The sequence below is a fragment of the Paenibacillus sp. FSL R7-0333 genome (genome assembly GCF_038000365.1).
Lineage (GTDB): Bacteria > Bacillota > Bacilli > Paenibacillales > Paenibacillaceae > Paenibacillus_AQ > Paenibacillus_AQ silagei.
In genome coordinates this window covers 3,055,894-3,073,303 of record NZ_JBBOBZ010000001.1, presented here as the reverse complement: position 1 = coordinate 3,073,303, position 17,410 = coordinate 3,055,894, and the positions used below count along the sequence as shown (strand labels likewise).

Below are 17,410 nucleotides of genomic sequence, written 5' to 3'. Positions count from 1 at the left end.
GTGCCCGCTATCCCCATACTCTATATCAAGATCACATGAAACCTATAGGTGCTTATATTGAAACGAATATGTAAAAAAGTGAGGATGATCCGGATGGCGAAAGTACAACCTAAGCAGACGCAGCGGCTTGTAACAGCCCGTGTACTGCGCAGCGTAGCTGCGGCCATGCTGCCGTTCTACCGGAAAATTGCCGGAAACCGCAGTTATGCCAGGCAATGGACAACCGCGATTGTCACTGCCGACCTGGACCTGATGGGCAGCTTGCTCCACAGTATCCCCGCACTTGCGGATGCGGAGAATTACGGAACGAACGGGATCGGTTATTTCATCTCTTTCCCTTTTCCGCTGCCGGTTGCCTTCTATACCAATGGCACGACGATTCCGCCGGGAACCGCTCAGTTCACCTTCAATACAGACGCCCACCGCTGCATAGCGCGTTCCATCATCCCGCTCTACCGGGAGCTTGCGGTTAACCGGAGCTTCGCGGAAGCGATGGCTGCCGCCATCCGGCGTAAGGACAACCGGGCGGTAAGGGCGATGGTCCGCAGCCATGTGAAGACAACGTCACTGAAATCCGTAACGATTGAAGAAAGCGGAATAGCACTGCTGTTCAAGACCCGATTCAGCCGGTACCCCTACCGAAATCTGCTGTTTCAGGAAATGATGTAGCTGACCGGACCTGTAGAACGGGATTCATTCGCTTGCAACCTTTTCTGATCTCATTACGTTATAGGAGTTGATACAGGCCAAACGGCCCAACCCTATAATAGAGGTGGAATTCAGATGAGTATGAAAAAAAACACGATCGCAGCTATTACAGCAGTAACCCTCCTTTCCTTCTCTCTTGGCGGACAAATTTTCGCAGCCGGCAGCAGCTTCAAGGATATCGGCCAGGTGAGCGGTAAGGATAAGATCAACTCTCTGAAGGAGCAGGGCCTGATCAAAGGAATCTCCGACACCCAATTTCTGCCGGCATCCACAGTAACTACAGCGCAGGGGATACAGTTTATCTCCGGCGGTCTCCAGCTCAGCCTGGCAGCGATTGATTTCAATAAGGCACCACAGGCAAGTGCGCTGTTCTCCAAAGTAAAAGACAATGCCTGGTACGCCGAAGCCTTCATTAATGCCCATTATAATGGTGTGAATATCCCGGCCAATATCGATCCGGCCAAGCCGATTACCAAAGAGCTGTATACCAGTATGCTGGTTCAAGCCGTGGAAAAGGCCGGTAACCTGCCGATGATCAATCTTGTCCCAGTTGAACTTACAGATGCAGACGCGCTGGACCCTTCCTATCAGGGCAGTATTCAACGGGCGCTGAAATACAAGATCACTGCCCTCGATGCCAGCGGCAAGTTCAATCCGAAGAGCACTATTACCCGCGCTGAAGCAGCAGTAATGCTGTATAACACGCTGGATTACTTGAAGTCCGTTAGCGATGGCGGCACACAGAAGTAAAGGAAGTTAGGTTAGTTCATACCGTTCCCCCGCGTATGATAGATCAAAGGCTGTCCCGGAAGCCGTTACGGCTAGGGGCAGTCTTGTTTTTTTGACAGGAAGTACGTAGGCTTATTGTGAAATGAAATATTAGGACCCCCTGTTTTTTATTGTATTTGTAATGGAGTATAAATTACGGCGACGCTTAGGAGCACGCTCCGCAAACGGAATGTTGTTCCAATCGCTCTTGCATCCAGATTTTTTTCATTCCCCTAATCGGTGAAAATCCGGATACAAAGGCGACCGCTCCGCTTCTCCACAATCATTCCGCCTGCTCCGCTGTTTAAGAGGGGGAGTTACAAACACGGATTCAAGTGCACTTCTTCGTTTACCTTTGCCTACCACCTCATCTTCGCGTAAACACAATGTATGCTGTTTTCCACATACATTTGGCCCATAGGCCTGCTTGCGAACACAATGTATGCTGTTTTTCACATACATTCGGTCCATATACCTGCTTGCGAACACAATGTATACTGTTTTTCACATACATTTGCTCCATATGCCTGTTTGCGAACACAATGTATACTGTTTTTCACATACATTTTGTCCATATGCCCGTTTGCGAACACAATGCTGTTTTCACATACATTTGGTAACACTTTATCCGCAAAACAGTAACTATAATTTCCTACAAAACAATAAAAAGACAGACCAGGACTCCCCTCCCGGTCTGCCTTAATATACTCCGTCCCGCAATCACTCTTCCCCGCTGAGCCGGTTCAGGAATTGAAGTGCGCGCGGGTTCTTCGTCTGCTCCAGTACCTCCCGGGGGGTTCCCTGCTCCAGAATGACTCCGTTATCCATCAGGATAATCCGGTCGGCCACATCGGCCGCGAATTTCATCTCATGGGTGACGATGACCATGGTCATGCCTTCCCGGGCCAGCTGCTTGATGACCTTCAGCACCTCGCCGACCAGCTCAGGGTCAAGCGCCGAGGTCGGCTCATCGAACAGCAGCACCTCCGGCGAGACCGCCATGGCGCGGGCTATCGCTACACGCTGCTGCTGGCCGCCGGACAGCTGATGCGGATACGCATCTGCCTTGTCTGCCAGACCCACCTTGTCCAAGAGTGCCAGCGCCTTGCTGCGCGCTTCCTCCTTGGAACGCTTTTGCACCGTGATCTGTCCCTCCATGACATTGCCGATCGCCGTCATATGCGGGAACAGATTATAGGACTGGAACACCATTCCTGTCTGCTGGCGCAGGGACAGTACGGTACGCTGTGGAATTTTGGCGCCCGGGGTGAAATCCAGCTTAATCCTGTTCAGCGTAAGACTGCCCTTGTCAGGGATCTCCAGCAGGTTGAAGCAGCGCAGCAGCGTGGTTTTGCCGGAGCCGGAAGGTCCGATGATGACCATGACCTGGCCGTGTTCAACGGCGAGATCCACACCTTTTAGCACCACAAGCGGCCCGAAGGACTTATGTAAATCGCGTATTTCAATCATGCGTATGCCTCCTTCACCTTAACTGGCCGAATACCGGTCCAGCCGCTTCTCCAAGTAATTCTGCAGCGCCGACAACACGGAACAGAACAGCAGATAGAACAACGCCGCTTCGCAATACAGCAGCAGGGGTTCATAGGTTGTCGCCACAATCTGCTGGGCTTTTCGGAAAATCTCAACATAAGTAATACTGGCCGCAAGCGAAGTATCCTTAACCAGGCTAATAAAAGAATTCGATAACGGCGGAACCGACACACGGGCCGCTTGAGGCAATATCACCCGGCGCAGAGCCTGCTTCCGGCTCATCCCCACCGAGAACGCGGCCTCCCACTGGCCTTTGTGGATAGACAGGATGGCAGCCCGGACAATCTCGGAGGAGTAGGCCCCAACACTGAGCGTGAACCCGATGACAGCGGCGATGAATGGATCAAGCACAATCCCGGCGGCGGGCAGTCCATAGAAAATAATAAACAACTGCACCAGCAGCGGCGTTCCCCGAATCACCCAGACGTAGAAGCGGGCGATCAGCTTCGGAAGCCTCCAGGAGGACAGCCGGGCAAGTGCCGTAATTACAGCCAGCAGCAGGCCCAGGATGAATGATACCAGTGCTAACGGAAGGGTAAAAGCCACCCCTGCTTTGAACAGAGGCAGCAATGAATCGAGAAATATTTGTATTTGGCGGTCATCCATCATTTCGATACGTCAGTGCCGAAGTACTTCTCGGAGATCTTAAGGTAGGTTCCGTCGCTCTTCATAGCGGTCAGTGCTTCGTTCACAGCCTGCACCAGCTCGTCATTCCCTTTCAGGAAGACTGCGGCACTATGCGAGCCTTCGGCAATCTCATCCACCTGCTTGATCTTGACATCCGGCTTCTGCTTCTTCAGATCTAGGAAAGACAAGCCGTCATTGACAGTGGCGTCAATCCGTCCGGAGAGCAGCAGATCAATCGCCTGGTTGAAGCCTTCGGTAGATACAATCTCGGCACCGTTGTCTGTGGCGATTTTGCCGAGGTTGCTGGTGAGCGACTGGCCAGCTTTTTTACCCTTGAGATCAGCGAATGTCTTAATATCCTGATTATCCTCCGGCACGATCAGCACAGCCTTGGAGACAATATAGGGATCAGAGAAATCATATTTCACTTTGCGCTCATCGGTGATAGAGACTTCATTGAAAATCACATCGAAGCGCTTCGCATCCATCCCTGCAAAAATCCCGTCCCACTGCGTCTCAATGAACTCCGGCTTCACACCCAGGCGCTTGGTGACTTCCTCAGCAATCTCGACATCGAAGCCCGTCAGCTTGCCGTCCGCATCATGGAAGGTGAACGGTGCGTAGGTTCCTTCGGTTCCGATGCGCAGCTTGCCGCTGGCTTTGACGGCTTCTAGGCTGTTCTGCTCCCCGGAAGCTGCACCCTCTGTAGCCGCAGCCGTAGGTTCAGCCGGAGTGTTGCCGCCCGTTGCTGTCTTGTCCGTATTGTTGCTTCCGCAAGCCGCAGCCGTGACCATGGTCAGGAGCAGCATAATAGTTAGACTTAGTTTTTTCATTCGATGAATCCCCTCTCGTATCTTCTCTTTACACACCGTAATTACCGGCAAAATGAATCGTAACACCGGGGTGTTACCTGCGTCAATAACTTTTTCCGATTATATACATCGGATTTATATTGTATTGATTTTCCATAGCTTAGCTTACCCCAAATTCTGCTCCGGCATCAGGATTCTCTGAAGAGAAATCAACAAAAAAGCGACCCTCCGGCAAAAGGAGAATCGCTGCTATATGGATGTTACAAGCTCTGCTGCTATAAGGGCACAACTATACGTGCATGATTTCCGGTGCCGCCTTTTCCTTGGAACGCTCAGCTCCGGAATGGCGGCCCCGGCGCAGCAGCAGTCCAAGGACCGCACCGCCAAGCGCGACAAACATCATAATGTGGAACGTGTCCGCGAAGCCCTGCGACAACACGGTCTGCTTGGCCAGCAGAAGCGCATCCTGCGAAGCGCCTGCGGTACTCTTTCCGGCAGCGGCAGCGGCCTCCTGCATCTCGGTACCGCGCGCCGTTGTTCTTGCCGTCAGAATTGTAACCAGCGTCGAGACGGCCAGCGAGGTAATCACCTGCTGCATCGAATTCGTCAGCGAGGTTACCCGGTTCACCAGATGACTTGGCGCCTTGTTGAGCAGATGCGTGTTCATCGGCATCATCATCATGCCCATTCCGGCCCCGCACATGATTAGCGGAAGGATCAGGTCGCCGCTCTGCGTGGTAAGATCCACATGGGAGTACTGGAATAACGCACCGGAGACCAGACTGAGACCGCAGACCACGAGCCAGCGCACACCGATCCGGTCGAACAGGATTCCGGCAACCGGCATCATCAGCCCGGAAGCAATCGCTTGCGGCAGCAGCGTCAGGCCGGTATCAAATGCGCCGAAGCCGCGGGCCTGCTGCAGAAATTGCGGGAGCAGGAATAACGCGCCATATAAGCCGAACTGGGCAATCCACTGCACGATGATCCCTGTCGTAAAATCAACGGATTTCAGAATCCGCAGCTCCAGCAGCGGTGTCTTGGAGCGCAGCTCGGCGATGACAAAAGCGATCAGCGCCACAGCGCCCAACAGCAGCCCGATCAGCGTCTTCTCAGAGGTCCAGCTCTGCGCACCCTGGCTGACCCCGTAAGTGAGCGAAGCAAAAGCCAGCGGGCCAAGAACCATACCGAGCTTATCCATGCCGGGCACGCTGTTCTTCGCCGCATTCGGCAGCTTGCGCAGTCCGATCAGCACAGCAATAATGCCAATCGGAATATTAATGAGGAAGATCCAGCGCCAGGAATGGTATTCAACCAGCCAGCCCGACAATACCGGACCAATAGCGGGTGCGAACAGGACGGGAATACCCATAATCCCCATGACAACGCCAACCTTACTTTTGGGAGCCAGTCTGTACACATAGGCCATCCCGACAGGGAGCACACAGCCACCGCCAAGTCCCTGAATGACCCGGAAAACAATCAGCCATTCGGCGCTGCTTGGTGTAGCGCACAGAATCGAGCCTATCGTAAACACAATTACCGCCGTCAGGAAGACCGTCTTGGCCCCGAACCGGTCAGACAGCCAGCCTGAAAGTGGAATAACTGAAGCCTGAGCCAGCATATATCCGGTAACTACCCACTGCAGCGTATGCAGGTCCGTCTTGAAATCCACCACCAGCCTGGACAAGGCTACATTCATTGCCGTACTGTCCAGCACAACCATAAATACTCCGGCAATAATGGCCAGCAGCGGAACCAGAATGCTGGACAGCCGGAAATCGGCTTCCTGCTTCAAGGTCTGATCCATGTCTCTTCTCCTCCTGAGCTGTCCGCGTTCTACATTGACCTGCGGGCAGATTGTTCTATATAATGAGTGAACGGACAACTGTCCGTAAGTGCAATTCATAGTCTACGGACAATTGTCCGATGTGTCAATTCTTTTCTGAAAGGGGTACTCATGAAAAAGCCAGACACCGATGCTGCACAGCTCCCGCGCTCAGCTCCGCAAGCCATAGAATCTGCTCCGCCCGAGTCCGCCGATCCTTATGTACAGCGGATTCTTGAAGCTGCCCGCCAGTTGTTCACCGAGAGCGGACTTGAGGCAGTCAGCATGTACAGCATTGCCAAGCGGGCAGGCATAGGGCAAGGCTCCCTGTACCGCCGCTTCACGGACAAGGGTGAGATCTGTTCTGCACTGCTGAAGGGCAGCGCAGATCAATTCCTGTCCGGGCTGGAGCAGCAGGTGGCTGCAAGTGCCGGTGAAGCTCCGGCTCTCGCTCAGCTACAGAGCAGCATTGAGCAGATTGCCGATTTCATTGAGCAGTATGCTGAGCTGCTGAATATGATCAAAGCCGAGTTCACCGGCAAGAAGCAGCTGACCCAGTTTGAGCATCCTTTTTTTCAGCGGCTGGGGGTGATGATGACTGAGCTGCTGCAGCGTGCTGCGGAGGGCGGTGAGATTATTGACATTGATCCTGCCTTTGCCGCCACGGCCTTAATCTCTGTTCTCAGCCCCGATCTGTACCTGTATGAGCAGAAGCGGCACCATTCCTCCAAGCTGGACATCTCCCGGGGCATCGTCACCTTGTTCGTGACCGGTCTGGCGAAGCGCTGAGCATCTGCTCTTTACAAGAGAAGAATTTGTGGTATATTAAGTAGCAATTACGAATTCAATAGCAACATTATTCACTAGGGGAGTCGGCCGACTGAGACGGAGCTTAAGCTCCGGACCCTTTGAACCTGATCTGGATCATACCAGCGGAGGGAAGTGGAGCAGAATGTATCAGTGGTTCCCGTCACAGGGCCGCAGCCGACTGTACCTTCCGCCCCATTCATTGCCTCCGGGAATGAATGGGGCTTTTTTGTGCTCAACACAATATCTATATCAATCAATCCGGGAGGTTTCGTACATAGTCTTATGATCAACATTAGCAATCTATCCTATGCTTTCGGGACGGGTTCGTCCCGGACCCCAGTCTTCTCAGGGCTATCCATGAATGTGCAGCGCGGCGAATTCATTTCTGTCGTAGGCGGAAGCGGATGCGGCAAAAGCACCTTGTTCAAAATCATCGCCGGCCTGCTGGAGCCGGACAAAGGCAGGATTACGCTGAACGGAGCCGAGTCCGCGGCAGCAGCGAAGAGGCTGGGCAGTGTGGCCTACATGCCGCAGCAGGATCTCCTCCTGCCTTGGCGCACCGTGCTGGACAATTGTCTGCTGCCTTGGGAACTCAAGCGCAGCCGTCCCAAAGCGGCCGCTGTGGCCGAGATCCGTACCCTGCTGCAACGCTTCGGCCTTGAGGGAACCGAAGGGGCTTATCCCCAGGAGCTGTCCGGCGGGATGCGCCAGCGCGTGGCGGTCCTCCGCACCGTGGCGGCGGGGAATGATCTGCTGCTGCTCGATGAGCCGTTCGGGGCGCTTGATGCCATTACCAAGCGTTCGCTGCAGCGCTGGTTGCTGGAGTTATGGGCAGAGCTGGACAAGACGGTGCTGTTCATCACCCATGACCTGGAGGAGGCACTCTTGCTCAGTGACAGAATCTATCTAATGACGGGCAGTGGCGGCAGCGGGATGCAGGAATTCCCAGCCGGTCTCCCCCGTCCGCGTCATCACAGTCTGAACTATGAACCGCAGTTCGCCGCCCTGCGCCAGGAATTGGAGCTGAAGCTATATGAGAACCGCCGCTCCTAGAAGATTGCTCCAGCATTACGGTCCGGCTGCCCTGCTCGCCCTGCTGACGCTTGCAGTCTGGGAGACTGTAGCCCGGCTGGGCCTGGTTCCTCCCTTCATCCTTCCGGCTCCGTCTGCGGTGTGGATGGCATTGATGGAAGACCGCCATCTATTGTTCGGGGTACATCTGCCCGCCACACTGCTTGAAGTGCTCACAGGCTTCGCACTATCCGTGGTCTGCGGCAGCCTGCTGGGAATCGCCATGCACCTGTTCCGTCCGCTGGCCAAGGCGCTGTACCCGCTGCTGATTATCAGCCAGACGGTTCCGCTGATCGCGCTCTCTCCCCTGTTCATCATGTGGTTCGGCTACACCCTATGGAGTAAGGTCGCCGTTGTCTTCCTAACCGCTTTCTTCCCGGTGGTCATCGGCACCTATGACGGGTTGTCCAAGAACACGGACGCCTACCGGGAGCTGCTGCTGACCTATGGCGCGAACCGCTGGCAGATTCTCGGGAAGGTGAGCGTTCCGCTGGCTTTGCCCTCTTTTTTCTCCGGACTGAAGCTGTCGGCTGTGTACTGTGTGATCGGTGCAACCATCGGGGAATGGCTAGGGGGCAGCCAGGGGCTGGGCTATTTCAGCCGCAGAATGGCCGGGAATCTGCAGAGTGCCAAGATGTTCGCCGCTGTTGTCTTATTATCTCTACTCGGTATCCTGCTGTTTCTGGCAGTCGCCGCGCTGGAGAAGATTATTCTGAAGAAAAGAGGACGTTATTCATGACTACTATCCGCTATTTCCGTTATCTGTTGAGTGGAATATCAAAGCCAGTCAAGCTGCTGCTGCCCGCTCTGCTGCTATGTATGCTGCCTGTCCTGGCAGGCTGCGCCAATACGGACAATCCGGCGGCCTCCGGCTCCCCGGCTGCTGCACCCTCTACCTCTGAGGCCGGGGCTGGGACCGGGGCTAAAGGCGGGGCCCATAAGCTGACGATTATGCTCGATTGGTATCCCAATGCTGTCCACTCCTTTTTGTATGCGGCAGAGGCTGAAGGCTATTTCGCTGAGGAAGGTCTGGAGGTTGAGATTCAGATGCCGGCCGATACCAATGATGCGCTGAAGCTTGTTGCTGCGGGGAAGGTGGATCTGGCACTCAGTTATCAGCCCCAGGTGCTGATGGCACAGGGTGAGCAGATTCCAGTCAAGTCGATTGCCGCGCTGGTGCGTCATCCGCTGAATCATCTCATGGTAGCCGCAGACAGCGGCATTACCCGCCCCGGAGAGCTGTCCGGCAAGCAGGCCGGATATTCCTCCGTCCCGTTGTATGAAGCCATGCTGAACACGATGGTCAAAAGCGACGGCGGGGACCCTTCCTCCCTCAAGCTGGTGGATGTCGGCTATGAGCTGATCCCTGCTCTCTCCACCGGACGGGTGGATGGCATTATGGGCGGGTTCATCAACCATGAGCAGCTGATTCTGGAGCAGGAAGGCCATCTGGTCCGCTCCTTCAATCCCGTGGATTACGGGGTCCCGGATTATTATGAGCTGGTGCTGGTCGCCAGTGAGCAGGGACTGCAGGATTCACAGGGCTTTTATCAGAAATTCGTGGATGCCATCAGAAAAGGCCAGCAGTATGTAGCCGATCACCCGGATGAAGCGCTGAAGCTGCTGCTCGCCCATCAGGAGGATACCGCACCGCTGGATGAAGCCATTGAACAGCGCAGTCTGGAGATCCTGCTGCCGCTGATGGATGCCGGTTCCCAGCCCTTCGGCTATCAGGACAGCGCATCATGGGAGAAGGTGAACCAGTGGCTGAGCGAGAACGGTCTGCTGGCTGCCGAAGTGGATGTTAAGAATGCTTTTATTAATTTTTAAATTATACCTACAGGAGGAATTCATATGTCTTATCTGTCCAAAGTACGCCAAGCGAACCCACTGGTGCATAATATCACGAATATCGTAGTCGCTAACTTCACAGCTAATGGGCTTCTGGCCCTGGGAGCTTCGCCGTTCATGGCCGATGCCATCGAAGAAGTAGCCGATGTCGCCGCCATGTCCGGCGCGGTTGTGCTGAACATCGGTACACTGAATGAAGCTGCCATTGCTTCCATGATCGAAGCCGGAAAGGCTGCGAACCGCCACCATGTACCGCTCGTGCTTGATCCCGTTGGAGCCGGTGCTACCGCCTACCGCACGGATGTTACGGCGGGGCTGCTCCGTGAGCTTCAGCTTACTGCCCTGCGCGGCAATGTGGCCGAGGTTGCCAATGTGGCCGGGGAGAGCTGGGCCAGCAAAGGCGTAGATGCCGGAGCAGGCGAAGGCGATGTAATTGCTCTAGCCAATAAGGCGGCGCAGAAGCTGAACTGTGTCGTGATTATCACCGGCAAGGAAGACATCATCACAGACGGCAAGCGCACTTATATCGCCAGCAACGGACACTCCATCCTCACCCGGGTGACCGGAACCGGCTGCCTACTCAGTGCGGTGGTGGGTGCATTTCTTGCCGTAAGCGGCGGGGAGGTGCTTGAGGCGGCTGCCGAGGCCCTCTCCTTCTACGGCGTGGCAGCAGAGCTTGCCGCTGAGGCGGCTGAAGCCCAAGGTCCGGGCAGCTTCCAGATTGGGTTTCTGAATCAATTGTCACTAGTGACCCCGGAGCAATACAGCAGCCGCTCACGGCTGAAGCTGCTCGCCGAAGCCTAGACCGTACAGCCAAAGGAGAGAACAAGATGACTAGCATACGCAAAGCGTTGACCATTGCCGGCTCTGACAGCGGCGGCGGGGCCGGAATTCAGGCGGATTTGAAGACGTTTCAGGAGCTGGGAGTGTACGGCATGTCTGCACTTACTGCACTCACCGCCCAGAATACACTAGGTGTCCAGGGAGTCTTTCCGATCGAGCCGGAGACCGTTGCAGCCCAGTTGGATTCGATCGGCAGTGATCTGCCGCCGGATGCCATTAAGACAGGGATGCTGTTCAGCAGTGAGATTATCCGCGTGGTTGCCGGTAAAGTGCAGCAGTACGGCTGGCAGCAGAAGCTGGTAATCGATCCGGTCATGGTCGCCAAGGGCGGCTCACAGCTGCTGCTCCAGGAGGCAATACAGGCGCTGATTACAAGCCTGCTTCCTCTCTCGCTTGCCATCACCCCCAATCTTCCTGAAGCAGAGATGCTGACAGGTATGAAGATTCAGGGCCGGGAAGACCGGGAACAGGCGGCAAGACTGCTTCATCAGATGGGACCCGAGTACATTATCTTAAAGGGCGGACATGACCCCTCAGGAGATGAGGCAGTGGATCTGCTCTATGACGGACGGGAATTCCAGTATATGTCCAGCCCGCGGATTGCGACGAAGCATACTCACGGGACTGGCTGCACCTTCTCGGCTGCGGTTACGGCAGGTCTTGCGCTGGGCCATTCCATGCCTGAAGCCGTCCTTACCGCCAAGGCCTTCATTCAAGCGGCGATTGAGGATAGTCTGAACATCGGGGCCGGGCAAGGGCCGACGAATCATTTTGCTTATGGGAACCGGATGAAATCAAGGGGGTTAACGCTATGACACGGATTGACAGCGAGGATATGCGCAGACTGCTGAAGCTGTACTTCATTATGGGCAGTGTGAACTGCCGCCTCTCACCGGAGGACACTTTAACCGCTGCTGCCGCTGGGGGCATCACTCTGTTCCAGTTCCGGGAAAAGGGTCCTGCTGCGCTCAAAGGCGCCGCACTGCTCCGTCTCGGGCAACAGCTCCGGCAGATATGCCGGGCCTATAACATCCCGTTCATCGTGAACGATGATCTGGAGCTTGCCGCTGCGCTGGATGCCGATGGCATTCATGTCGGCCAGGATGACCTGCCTGCCCGGTTAATCCGGGAGCAGCTCGGTAAGCATAAGATCATCGGAGTCTCCGCACATAATCTGACGGAAGCCCGGCAGGCTATCGCGGACGGCGCCGATTATCTCGGAGTCGGTCCTGTCTATCCTACTTCGTCCAAGGATGATGCCCAGGCCGTCCGGGGAACTACTGTCATTGAAGAGCTAAGACGAAGCGGCCTGAGCATTCCTGTGGTGGGAATCGGCGGCATCAGCCTGGAGAATGCCCCACCGGTCATCCGGGCGGGTGCGGATGGTCTCTCCATCATCTCGGCCATTGCCGGAGCTGAGGATATACGCGAGTCTACGCGGAGATTCTCTCAGCTCGTCACTGCTCCTTCTTCATAATTTCAAACCAGGCACGCTGCGGGTGGAACAATGCGGGTGCCTCATGCCACGCATAGGAGTACCTCACTTTTCCATCCGTCTGCTTTGTGGCGACATATGGCGTTAACCAGGGCGCACGCACATTATGATCGGTTTTCCGATTACATTCAGCTTACGTGGCGCGCCCAATCCAATTATGATCGGTTTTCCGATTAGATTTCGCCTACGCGGCGCATCCAGTCCAATTATGATCGGTTTTCCGATTACATCTGGCCTACGTGGCGCGCCCAATCCAATTATGATCGGTTTTTCGATTACATTCGGCCTACGTGGCGCGTCCAGTCCAATTATGATTGGTTTTCCGATTACATTTGGCTTACGCTACCCCCTCTGTCCCCGCGTAATCTGCCCATAACAATAGTAGAATAGAATTGTCCGTCTGCCAGCCGCTTGTCTCTGCGCAGGACACCCTCAACCTCGAAGCCAAGGCTCTCATAGAGCCGGATCGCCTTGTCATTTCTCTCCAGAACCTTCAAGCTCAGCTTCTCCAGGCTGATGGTATCCGCCCAGATGATAGACTGCTCCAGCAGGCTCCTGCCGATTCCGTATCCCCAGAACTCCTGCAGCACCCCGACTCCGAACTCGGCCTGATGGGCCAGCCTGCGGAGCGGACTTCCTTGACATCTGGCGAAGCCGGCCAGCCTGTCCTGAACCTCGGCAACCAGGAACAGGTTCGTGCCGCTGGCCGTATCCGCCGCTATAAGCGACCGGAAGCCCTCCGGGTCGATGAACCCTTCCCCCTGGACCCGGTCTAAATTCTCCGTCTCCCCGTCGATCTTCAGCCTCAGCGCGGACAACTGCGGGGCATCCTGCGGCGCGGCGGATCTCACCATGTAGCGAAGCCCTTTATTTTCATATCCCTGAGCATCAATAATCATTCTGTTCCTCTCCTCCCAGTCTTAGGACTACAACCTCGTTATACGGTTCATGCCAGCCTATCCAGTATAGCATTTACATCCGGATAATCCAGGCGTATAATGCCCATGTCAGACCCTGCGCCGGATTATTTTTACATATATCGCATCCTAAAAATTCAAGCAAAGCTGGTGACCCTATTGTCGAGAGGCTTCAGAGCCATGGGACCCGGAGGAGGCTTCGGGCCTGGCAAATTAAAGTTCGATGAGGAGGAGGCGAAGCCGGATATATCCAAAGCGCTGCTATTACGCATCGTCAAATATTTCGCTCCGTACTGGAAGCAGACGCTGCTGGTGATGACCGTGCTGTGCATCTCCGCAGTGCTGGGGCTGCTCCCTCCTATCCTGATTCAGCAGATCATTGACCGGGCGCTCCCGGACAAGAATCTGCAGCTGCTCTTCCTGCTGGTTGCCGCCTCGCTGGCTACAACGGTTGTGTCAGGACTGCTCGGCGTGCTGCAGAATTATTTGAACTCTTTTATCTCCCAGAATATTGTCCATGATATGAAAAACCAGATGTACCGCCATCTGCAGAGCATGCCGCTGCAGTTCTACTCAGGCGTCAAGCAAGGCGAGGTCATTACCCGGATGACCAGTGACATTGCCGGAATTCAGGGCGTCTTCAACAGCACCATCGTCAATTGTGCCAGCAATCTGTTCATTCTGATTTCCACGGCGGTAACCCTGTTCATCATGAACTGGAAGCTTGCGCTGCTAGGCATCCTCGTCATTCCCTTATTCATCGTGCCGACCCGCAAAATGGGCAATGTCCGCTGGAAGCTGGCCAAAGAGACGCAGGAGAAGATCTCGGAGCAGAATCAGATCATTGAAGAGACGCTCAGCCTCAGCGGGTACATGCTTATGAAGCTGTTCACCAGAGAGGACACCGCGCTGGCAAGCTTCCAGACCGTAAACGCCCAAGCAACACGGCTGCAAATCCGCGAATCGATGGCCGGCCGCTGGTTTATGCTGGTCCTTACCACCTTCACCAGTATCGGGCCGATGCTGATTTATCTGTACGGGGGTTATTTATTCATCCAGGGAGAGCTAAGCATTGGAGCAATTATCACCTTCGTGGCACTACTGAGCAGATTGTATCTTCCGGTTATGCAGATGACCAATCTCTATGTGGATGTGAACCGTTCGGTGGCGCTGTTTGAACGGATTTTTGACTATTTTGATATGGACCCGCTGATTGTGGATGCTAAGCTGGCTCTTCCAAGCCGGGTTGAGGGACAAGACATCGTCTTCGAGCAGGTGAATTTCGCCTACGCCCCGGACAAGCCCGCTCTGAGCGGGATCTCCTTCACGGCAGCCGCCGGATCACTGACTGCCCTGGTCGGACCCAGCGGAGCAGGCAAAACCACCATTACCAACCTGATTCCCCGGCTCTATGAACTGGATTCAGGCGTGATCCGTATCGGCGGCAAGAACATCCGCGAGTTCACGCTGCATTCGCTTCGCTCACAGATTGGCCTAGTCACCCAGGACACGTACCTATTCAACGGGACGATCCGCGAGAATCTGCTCTATGCCAACGCTGAAGCCACGGAAGCCGAGCTGACGGCCGCCTGCGAAGCTGCTTTTATTCATGATTTCATTCTGAAGCTGCCTGAGGGCTACAACACGGTTGTCGGCAACCGGGGATTCAAGCTGTCCGGCGGTGAAAAGCAGCGGATGTCCATCGCGCGCGTGCTGCTCAAGAATCCGCCCATCATCATTATGGACGAGGCCACCTCGTCGCTGGACACGGTATCGGAATATTACATCCAGCAAGCCATGCATGAATTGCTGCGGGGCAAGACCAGCATGGTCATCGCCCACCGTCTCTCCACCATCATGGCAGCCGACAATATTCTGGTTGTTCAGGACGGCAGAATTGTGGAGTCGGGGCCGCACGCTTCCCTGCTGGCAGAGAATGGGGTATACCGTGATTTGTACAACAAGCAGTTTCAGCGGGAAGATTCATAAGCCAATAGCGCGGCCGCACATAAAAAGGGATTCCCGGAGCAGCATCACCTGCTCTGGGAATCCCTTCTCTTCCTGTCCGCGATCAGTCCGGCTTATCGCGTAGTACGCAGCGGCTTCAGCTTGTCCATCCAGCCGCTGATTTGTTCTGCCGTGTCCGTGCTGCGCAGCAGCCGTTGATATTCGTCCACATACCCGCCGTCACCGGCAAGCTGTCCAGCCCACTCATGGAACTCTTCGAACCGTGTCAGTGCGATACTACGCTTCCCGAGAATCAGGTAGGCGTTCAGCAGCTGCTCTAACGTCTGCTCGGACGGATTGTTTTTATACTCCTGCTCACTGAGCTGAAGCTGATCGTCCGCATATCGCTTGGTAAGCAGCTTATCCGGCACATAATTCGTCCCTTCCAGCTGGTAAATGCCCATCAGCGCCGGACCCAGGGGGGATTGGCCCGGATAAGGACTGGCCAGCAGATCCTCGCTCCCGTCCTGATCCACATCCTCATAATTCACGCTGAACAGATCGTTAACGGTTACCTGCATCGTTCCGTCAATCTCCTCTACCACAATAGACGCGTACGACGGACGGTTATCCATCAGACTGAACAAGAAGGTATTCCGGTTGTTCTGTACCACCGCTTCAGCCCAGAGCTGCTCCTCCTCATTCCAAATGCCGCCGCCTTCCAGGGTAAGCCCGGCCTTCTTGCTGTCAAAGACCATTTTGCCCTCCTTAACGATGGCGAACTGTGTATAGCTGAACTCTCCCTTATTCCAGTAATACACCTGAAAAATCTGCCCGTTCAACTGAACCGCATCCATATGTACGAATCCCGAATACTCATCTGCAATCTCAGGGGACACTTCCGCAAGCGCTGCGGCAGCCGCGTCTTCCTCCTGATGCCCTCCCGGTGCTGCTGAGAGATCGGCTGCCGGGGAAGCGGTTGGCGCTGCAGACGGATCTGCTGATCTGCCATCCCCTGTTCTTGAGCAACCCGCTATGATCGCTAAGGCTATCAATAAGCTTATAATCCGCATGTAATCCTCCTAAATGTCGTGTCGTGGTAGCATGACTTCCTGTATACCCGTCCGGGAGCCCGCTTCGGAAGCCTGCATTGGTATGTGAGCTGCGGCTAACCTTCCAGTCTGGCATGAAGCTCTGCGAGCTCTTCCTCCGTCAGCCGTCTCCACTGCCCTTGCGGAAGACCGCTGAGCGTGATATGCATAATCCGTATCCGCTCCAGGCGGAGCACACGGTAGCCCAGCGCCTTGCACATCCGGCGGATCTGCAGATTCAGCCCTTGGGTCAGAATAATCATGAACTCCTGATCCGAGATCCGCCGGGTGAGGCATGGCTTGGTCCGGGTCTCCAGAATATCTACACCCGCTGACATCTCCGCCAAAAAGTCTTCCGTGACCGGCTTATCCACGCTCACCCGGTATTCCTTCTCATGACTATGCTCGGAACGCATCATCCGGTTGACAATCGACCCGTCATTGGTCAGCAGAATCAGCCCTTCCGAGTGCTTGTCCAATCTGCCGACGGCAAAAATCCGGGATGGATAGTTGATATAATCTACTATATTCCCTTCCACATGCCGGGCGGCTGTACAGGTAATGCCTACCGGCTTGTTCAGCGCCAGGTAGACCCGCTCCTCCCGGTCTGGAGTCACAGTAATTCCGTCTACAGCTACCGTATCTCCAGGCTCCACGCTTGCTCCAGGCGTACAGACCTGCCCGTTAATCGTGATCCTTCCGGCGGCAATCAGCCGGTTCGTCTCTCTGCGCGGATAGACACCGGTCTCACTGATATATTTGTTAATTCTCATGAAGTACCCGCTTTCAGGTCCTACATATGAAAGAACACCTGATTCACATAGCCATCAGATGTTGCCTCCAACCTATAACCCTTATATTTGGTAATTATCAATGGGCAGATGTCCGCTTATTTAGCGCCTCCGGTTTTGTTGCTGCCGCTGCTGCTCTTAGCCGGTTTGGCTCCTTTGGCACCTGGGCTTCCGGGAGGGCCGCTTCGGGCCGGCTTCACGGGTTTTGCCGTCTTATTCCAGCGGGTCCAGCCCTTGCTGCCTGTTCCTCTACCTGTGCCGCCGCCTTTACTTTTTGCCACAATATCACTCCGTCAATAT

18 protein-coding genes and 1 riboswitch are annotated in these 17,410 nt (G+C 55.0%); of the genes, 10 read left to right on the top strand and 8 right to left on the bottom strand.

All coding sequences use genetic code 11. The features are described from left to right. The first annotated feature begins 93 nt into the window (after window positions 1–93). Together MKY86_RS12675 and MKY86_RS12670 are read left to right on the top strand one after the other, a co-directional pair. Window positions 94–669 carry a hypothetical protein gene (locus tag MKY86_RS12675; protein ID WP_036729149.1) on the top strand — a complete coding sequence of 192 codons (576 nt, stop codon included), beginning with the start codon at window positions 94–96 and terminating at the stop codon, window positions 667–669. A 114-nt stretch (window positions 670–783) separates the two neighbouring features. Continuing rightward, on the top strand, window positions 784–1,458 hold the full coding sequence (locus MKY86_RS12670; protein ID WP_076074628.1) for an S-layer homology domain-containing protein: 675 nt from the start codon (window positions 784–786) through the stop codon (window positions 1,456–1,458). Between the two features lie 738 nt (window positions 1,459–2,196). On the opposite strand, the gene MKY86_RS12665 is transcribed toward MKY86_RS12670, so the two are convergent. The 4 genes from MKY86_RS12665 to MKY86_RS12650 form a co-directional block, all read right to left on the bottom strand. Further along, the gene (locus tag MKY86_RS12665; RefSeq protein WP_076074625.1) at window positions 2,197–2,946 is read right to left on the bottom strand and encodes an amino acid ABC transporter ATP-binding protein; all 750 of its coding nucleotides are present in this window, start codon (window positions 2,944–2,946) and stop codon (window positions 2,197–2,199) included. 18 nt (window positions 2,947–2,964) lie between these two features. Beyond that, complete coding sequence (locus tag MKY86_RS12660; RefSeq protein WP_076074928.1) at window positions 2,965–3,633, bottom strand: amino acid ABC transporter permease; 669 nt, start codon at window positions 3,631–3,633, stop codon at window positions 2,965–2,967. Beyond that, complete coding sequence (locus MKY86_RS12655) at window positions 3,633–4,487, bottom strand: amino acid ABC transporter substrate-binding protein (protein ID WP_036729159.1); 855 nt, start codon at window positions 4,485–4,487, stop codon at window positions 3,633–3,635. Before MKY86_RS12655 ends, MKY86_RS12660 begins: the two co-directional genes overlap by 1 nt. Window positions 4,488–4,755: 268 nt before the next feature. After that, window positions 4,756–6,276, bottom strand: coding sequence for a DHA2 family efflux MFS transporter permease subunit (locus tag MKY86_RS12650; RefSeq protein ID WP_076074623.1), 1,521 nt, complete (start codon window positions 6,274–6,276; stop codon window positions 4,756–4,758). 150 nt (window positions 6,277–6,426) lie between these two features. Between MKY86_RS12650 and MKY86_RS12645 the strand changes: the two genes are divergently transcribed. The 7 genes from MKY86_RS12645 to thiE all read left to right on the top strand — a co-directional run bounded on the left by MKY86_RS12645 (window position 6,427) and on the right by thiE (window position 12,346). Next, window positions 6,427–7,083: a TetR/AcrR family transcriptional regulator gene (locus MKY86_RS12645; protein WP_076074620.1), complete on the top strand. Its 657-nt coding sequence runs from the start codon at window positions 6,427–6,429 to the stop codon at window positions 7,081–7,083. A gap of 66 nt (window positions 7,084–7,149) precedes the next feature. Then, a riboswitch (TPP riboswitch) is annotated at window positions 7,150–7,252 on the top strand. A 134-nt stretch (window positions 7,253–7,386) separates the two neighbouring features. Beyond that, window positions 7,387–8,157 carry an ABC transporter ATP-binding protein gene (locus MKY86_RS12640; RefSeq protein WP_076074925.1) on the top strand — a complete coding sequence of 257 codons (771 nt, stop codon included), beginning with the start codon at window positions 7,387–7,389 and terminating at the stop codon, window positions 8,155–8,157. Continuing rightward, on the top strand, window positions 8,138–8,914 hold the full coding sequence (locus MKY86_RS12635) for an ABC transporter permease (RefSeq protein WP_076074617.1): 777 nt from the start codon (window positions 8,138–8,140) through the stop codon (window positions 8,912–8,914). The genes MKY86_RS12640 and MKY86_RS12635 overlap by 20 nt, the downstream gene beginning before the upstream one ends. Continuing rightward, window positions 8,911–10,005: an ABC transporter substrate-binding protein gene (locus MKY86_RS12630; protein ID WP_083684379.1), complete on the top strand. Its 1,095-nt coding sequence runs from the start codon at window positions 8,911–8,913 to the stop codon at window positions 10,003–10,005. Before MKY86_RS12635 ends, MKY86_RS12630 begins: the two co-directional genes overlap by 4 nt. A gap of 18 nt (window positions 10,006–10,023) precedes the next feature. Then, complete coding sequence (gene thiM / locus MKY86_RS12625; protein ID WP_340827805.1) at window positions 10,024–10,830, top strand: hydroxyethylthiazole kinase; 807 nt, start codon at window positions 10,024–10,026, stop codon at window positions 10,828–10,830. 26 nt (window positions 10,831–10,856) lie between these two features. Continuing rightward, window positions 10,857–11,684, top strand: coding sequence for a bifunctional hydroxymethylpyrimidine kinase/phosphomethylpyrimidine kinase (gene thiD, locus MKY86_RS12620; RefSeq protein ID WP_076074612.1), 828 nt, complete (start codon window positions 10,857–10,859; stop codon window positions 11,682–11,684). Continuing rightward, window positions 11,681–12,346, top strand: a complete 666-nt coding sequence (gene thiE, locus MKY86_RS12615) for a thiamine phosphate synthase (RefSeq protein WP_076074609.1) — start codon at window positions 11,681–11,683, stop codon at window positions 12,344–12,346. The genes thiD and thiE overlap by 4 nt, the downstream gene beginning before the upstream one ends. A 344-nt stretch (window positions 12,347–12,690) precedes the next feature. On the opposite strand, the gene MKY86_RS12610 is transcribed toward thiE, so the two are convergent. After that, entirely contained in the window at window positions 12,691–13,263 is a 573-nt protein-coding gene (locus MKY86_RS12610; protein WP_076074607.1) for a GNAT family N-acetyltransferase, read from the bottom strand. 198 nt (window positions 13,264–13,461) lie between these two features. Here MKY86_RS12610 and MKY86_RS12605 point away from each other — a divergent pair, with 198 nt between their 5' ends. Beyond that, window positions 13,462–15,270 carry an ABC transporter ATP-binding protein gene (locus tag MKY86_RS12605; protein WP_076074604.1) on the top strand — a complete coding sequence of 603 codons (1,809 nt, stop codon included), beginning with the start codon at window positions 13,462–13,464 and terminating at the stop codon, window positions 15,268–15,270. 92 nt (window positions 15,271–15,362) lie between these two features. Here the strand turns inward: MKY86_RS12605 and MKY86_RS12600 are convergent, their stop codons facing one another. The 3 genes from MKY86_RS12600 to MKY86_RS12590 form a co-directional block, all read right to left on the bottom strand. After that, complete coding sequence (locus MKY86_RS12600) at window positions 15,363–16,301, bottom strand: hypothetical protein (protein WP_076074601.1); 939 nt, start codon at window positions 16,299–16,301, stop codon at window positions 15,363–15,365. A 95-nt stretch (window positions 16,302–16,396) separates the two neighbouring features. Next, window positions 16,397–17,092 carry a pseudouridine synthase gene (locus tag MKY86_RS12595; protein ID WP_076074599.1) on the bottom strand — a complete coding sequence of 232 codons (696 nt, stop codon included), beginning with the start codon at window positions 17,090–17,092 and terminating at the stop codon, window positions 16,397–16,399. Window positions 17,093–17,208: 116 nt separating this feature from the next. Further along, window positions 17,209–17,394: a DUF3934 family protein gene (locus MKY86_RS12590; RefSeq protein WP_036729188.1), complete on the bottom strand. Its 186-nt coding sequence runs from the start codon at window positions 17,392–17,394 to the stop codon at window positions 17,209–17,211. Window positions 17,395–17,410 lie beyond the last annotated feature (16 nt).

Excerpts from the sequence above, each read along its gene's own strand:
- MKY86_RS12650 (WP_076074623.1), bottom strand. The coding sequence starts at position 6,276 with ATGGATCAGACCTTGAAGCAGGAAGCCGATTTCCGGCTGTCCAGCATT.
- thiE (WP_076074609.1), top strand. The coding sequence starts at position 11,681 with ATGACACGGATTGACAGCGAGGATATGCGCAGACTGCTGAAGCTGTAC.
- thiD (WP_076074612.1), top strand. The coding sequence starts at position 10,857 with ATGACTAGCATACGCAAAGCGTTGACCATTGCCGGCTCTGACAGCGGC.
- MKY86_RS12655 (WP_036729159.1), bottom strand. The coding sequence starts at position 4,487 with ATGAAAAAACTAAGTCTAACTATTATGCTGCTCCTGACCATGGTCACG.
- MKY86_RS12670 (WP_076074628.1), top strand. The coding sequence starts at position 784 with ATGAGTATGAAAAAAAACACGATCGCAGCTATTACAGCAGTAACCCTC.
- MKY86_RS12610 (WP_076074607.1), bottom strand. The coding sequence starts at position 13,263 with ATGATTATTGATGCTCAGGGATATGAAAATAAAGGGCTTCGCTACATG.
- MKY86_RS12600 (WP_076074601.1), bottom strand. The coding sequence starts at position 16,301 with ATGCGGATTATAAGCTTATTGATAGCCTTAGCGATCATAGCGGGTTGC.
- MKY86_RS12660 (WP_076074928.1), bottom strand. The coding sequence starts at position 3,633 with ATGGATGACCGCCAAATACAAATATTTCTCGATTCATTGCTGCCTCTG.
- MKY86_RS12595 (WP_076074599.1), bottom strand. The coding sequence starts at position 17,092 with ATGAGAATTAACAAATATATCAGTGAGACCGGTGTCTATCCGCGCAGA.
- MKY86_RS12645 (WP_076074620.1), top strand. The coding sequence starts at position 6,427 with ATGAAAAAGCCAGACACCGATGCTGCACAGCTCCCGCGCTCAGCTCCG.
- MKY86_RS12640 (WP_076074925.1), top strand. The coding sequence starts at position 7,387 with ATGATCAACATTAGCAATCTATCCTATGCTTTCGGGACGGGTTCGTCC.
- MKY86_RS12665 (WP_076074625.1), bottom strand. The coding sequence starts at position 2,946 with ATGATTGAAATACGCGATTTACATAAGTCCTTCGGGCCGCTTGTGGTG.
- MKY86_RS12635 (WP_076074617.1), top strand. The coding sequence starts at position 8,138 with ATGAGAACCGCCGCTCCTAGAAGATTGCTCCAGCATTACGGTCCGGCT.
- MKY86_RS12630 (WP_083684379.1), top strand. The coding sequence starts at position 8,911 with ATGACTACTATCCGCTATTTCCGTTATCTGTTGAGTGGAATATCAAAG.
- MKY86_RS12605 (WP_076074604.1), top strand. The coding sequence starts at position 13,462 with ATGGGACCCGGAGGAGGCTTCGGGCCTGGCAAATTAAAGTTCGATGAG.
- MKY86_RS12675 (WP_036729149.1), top strand. The coding sequence starts at position 94 with ATGGCGAAAGTACAACCTAAGCAGACGCAGCGGCTTGTAACAGCCCGT.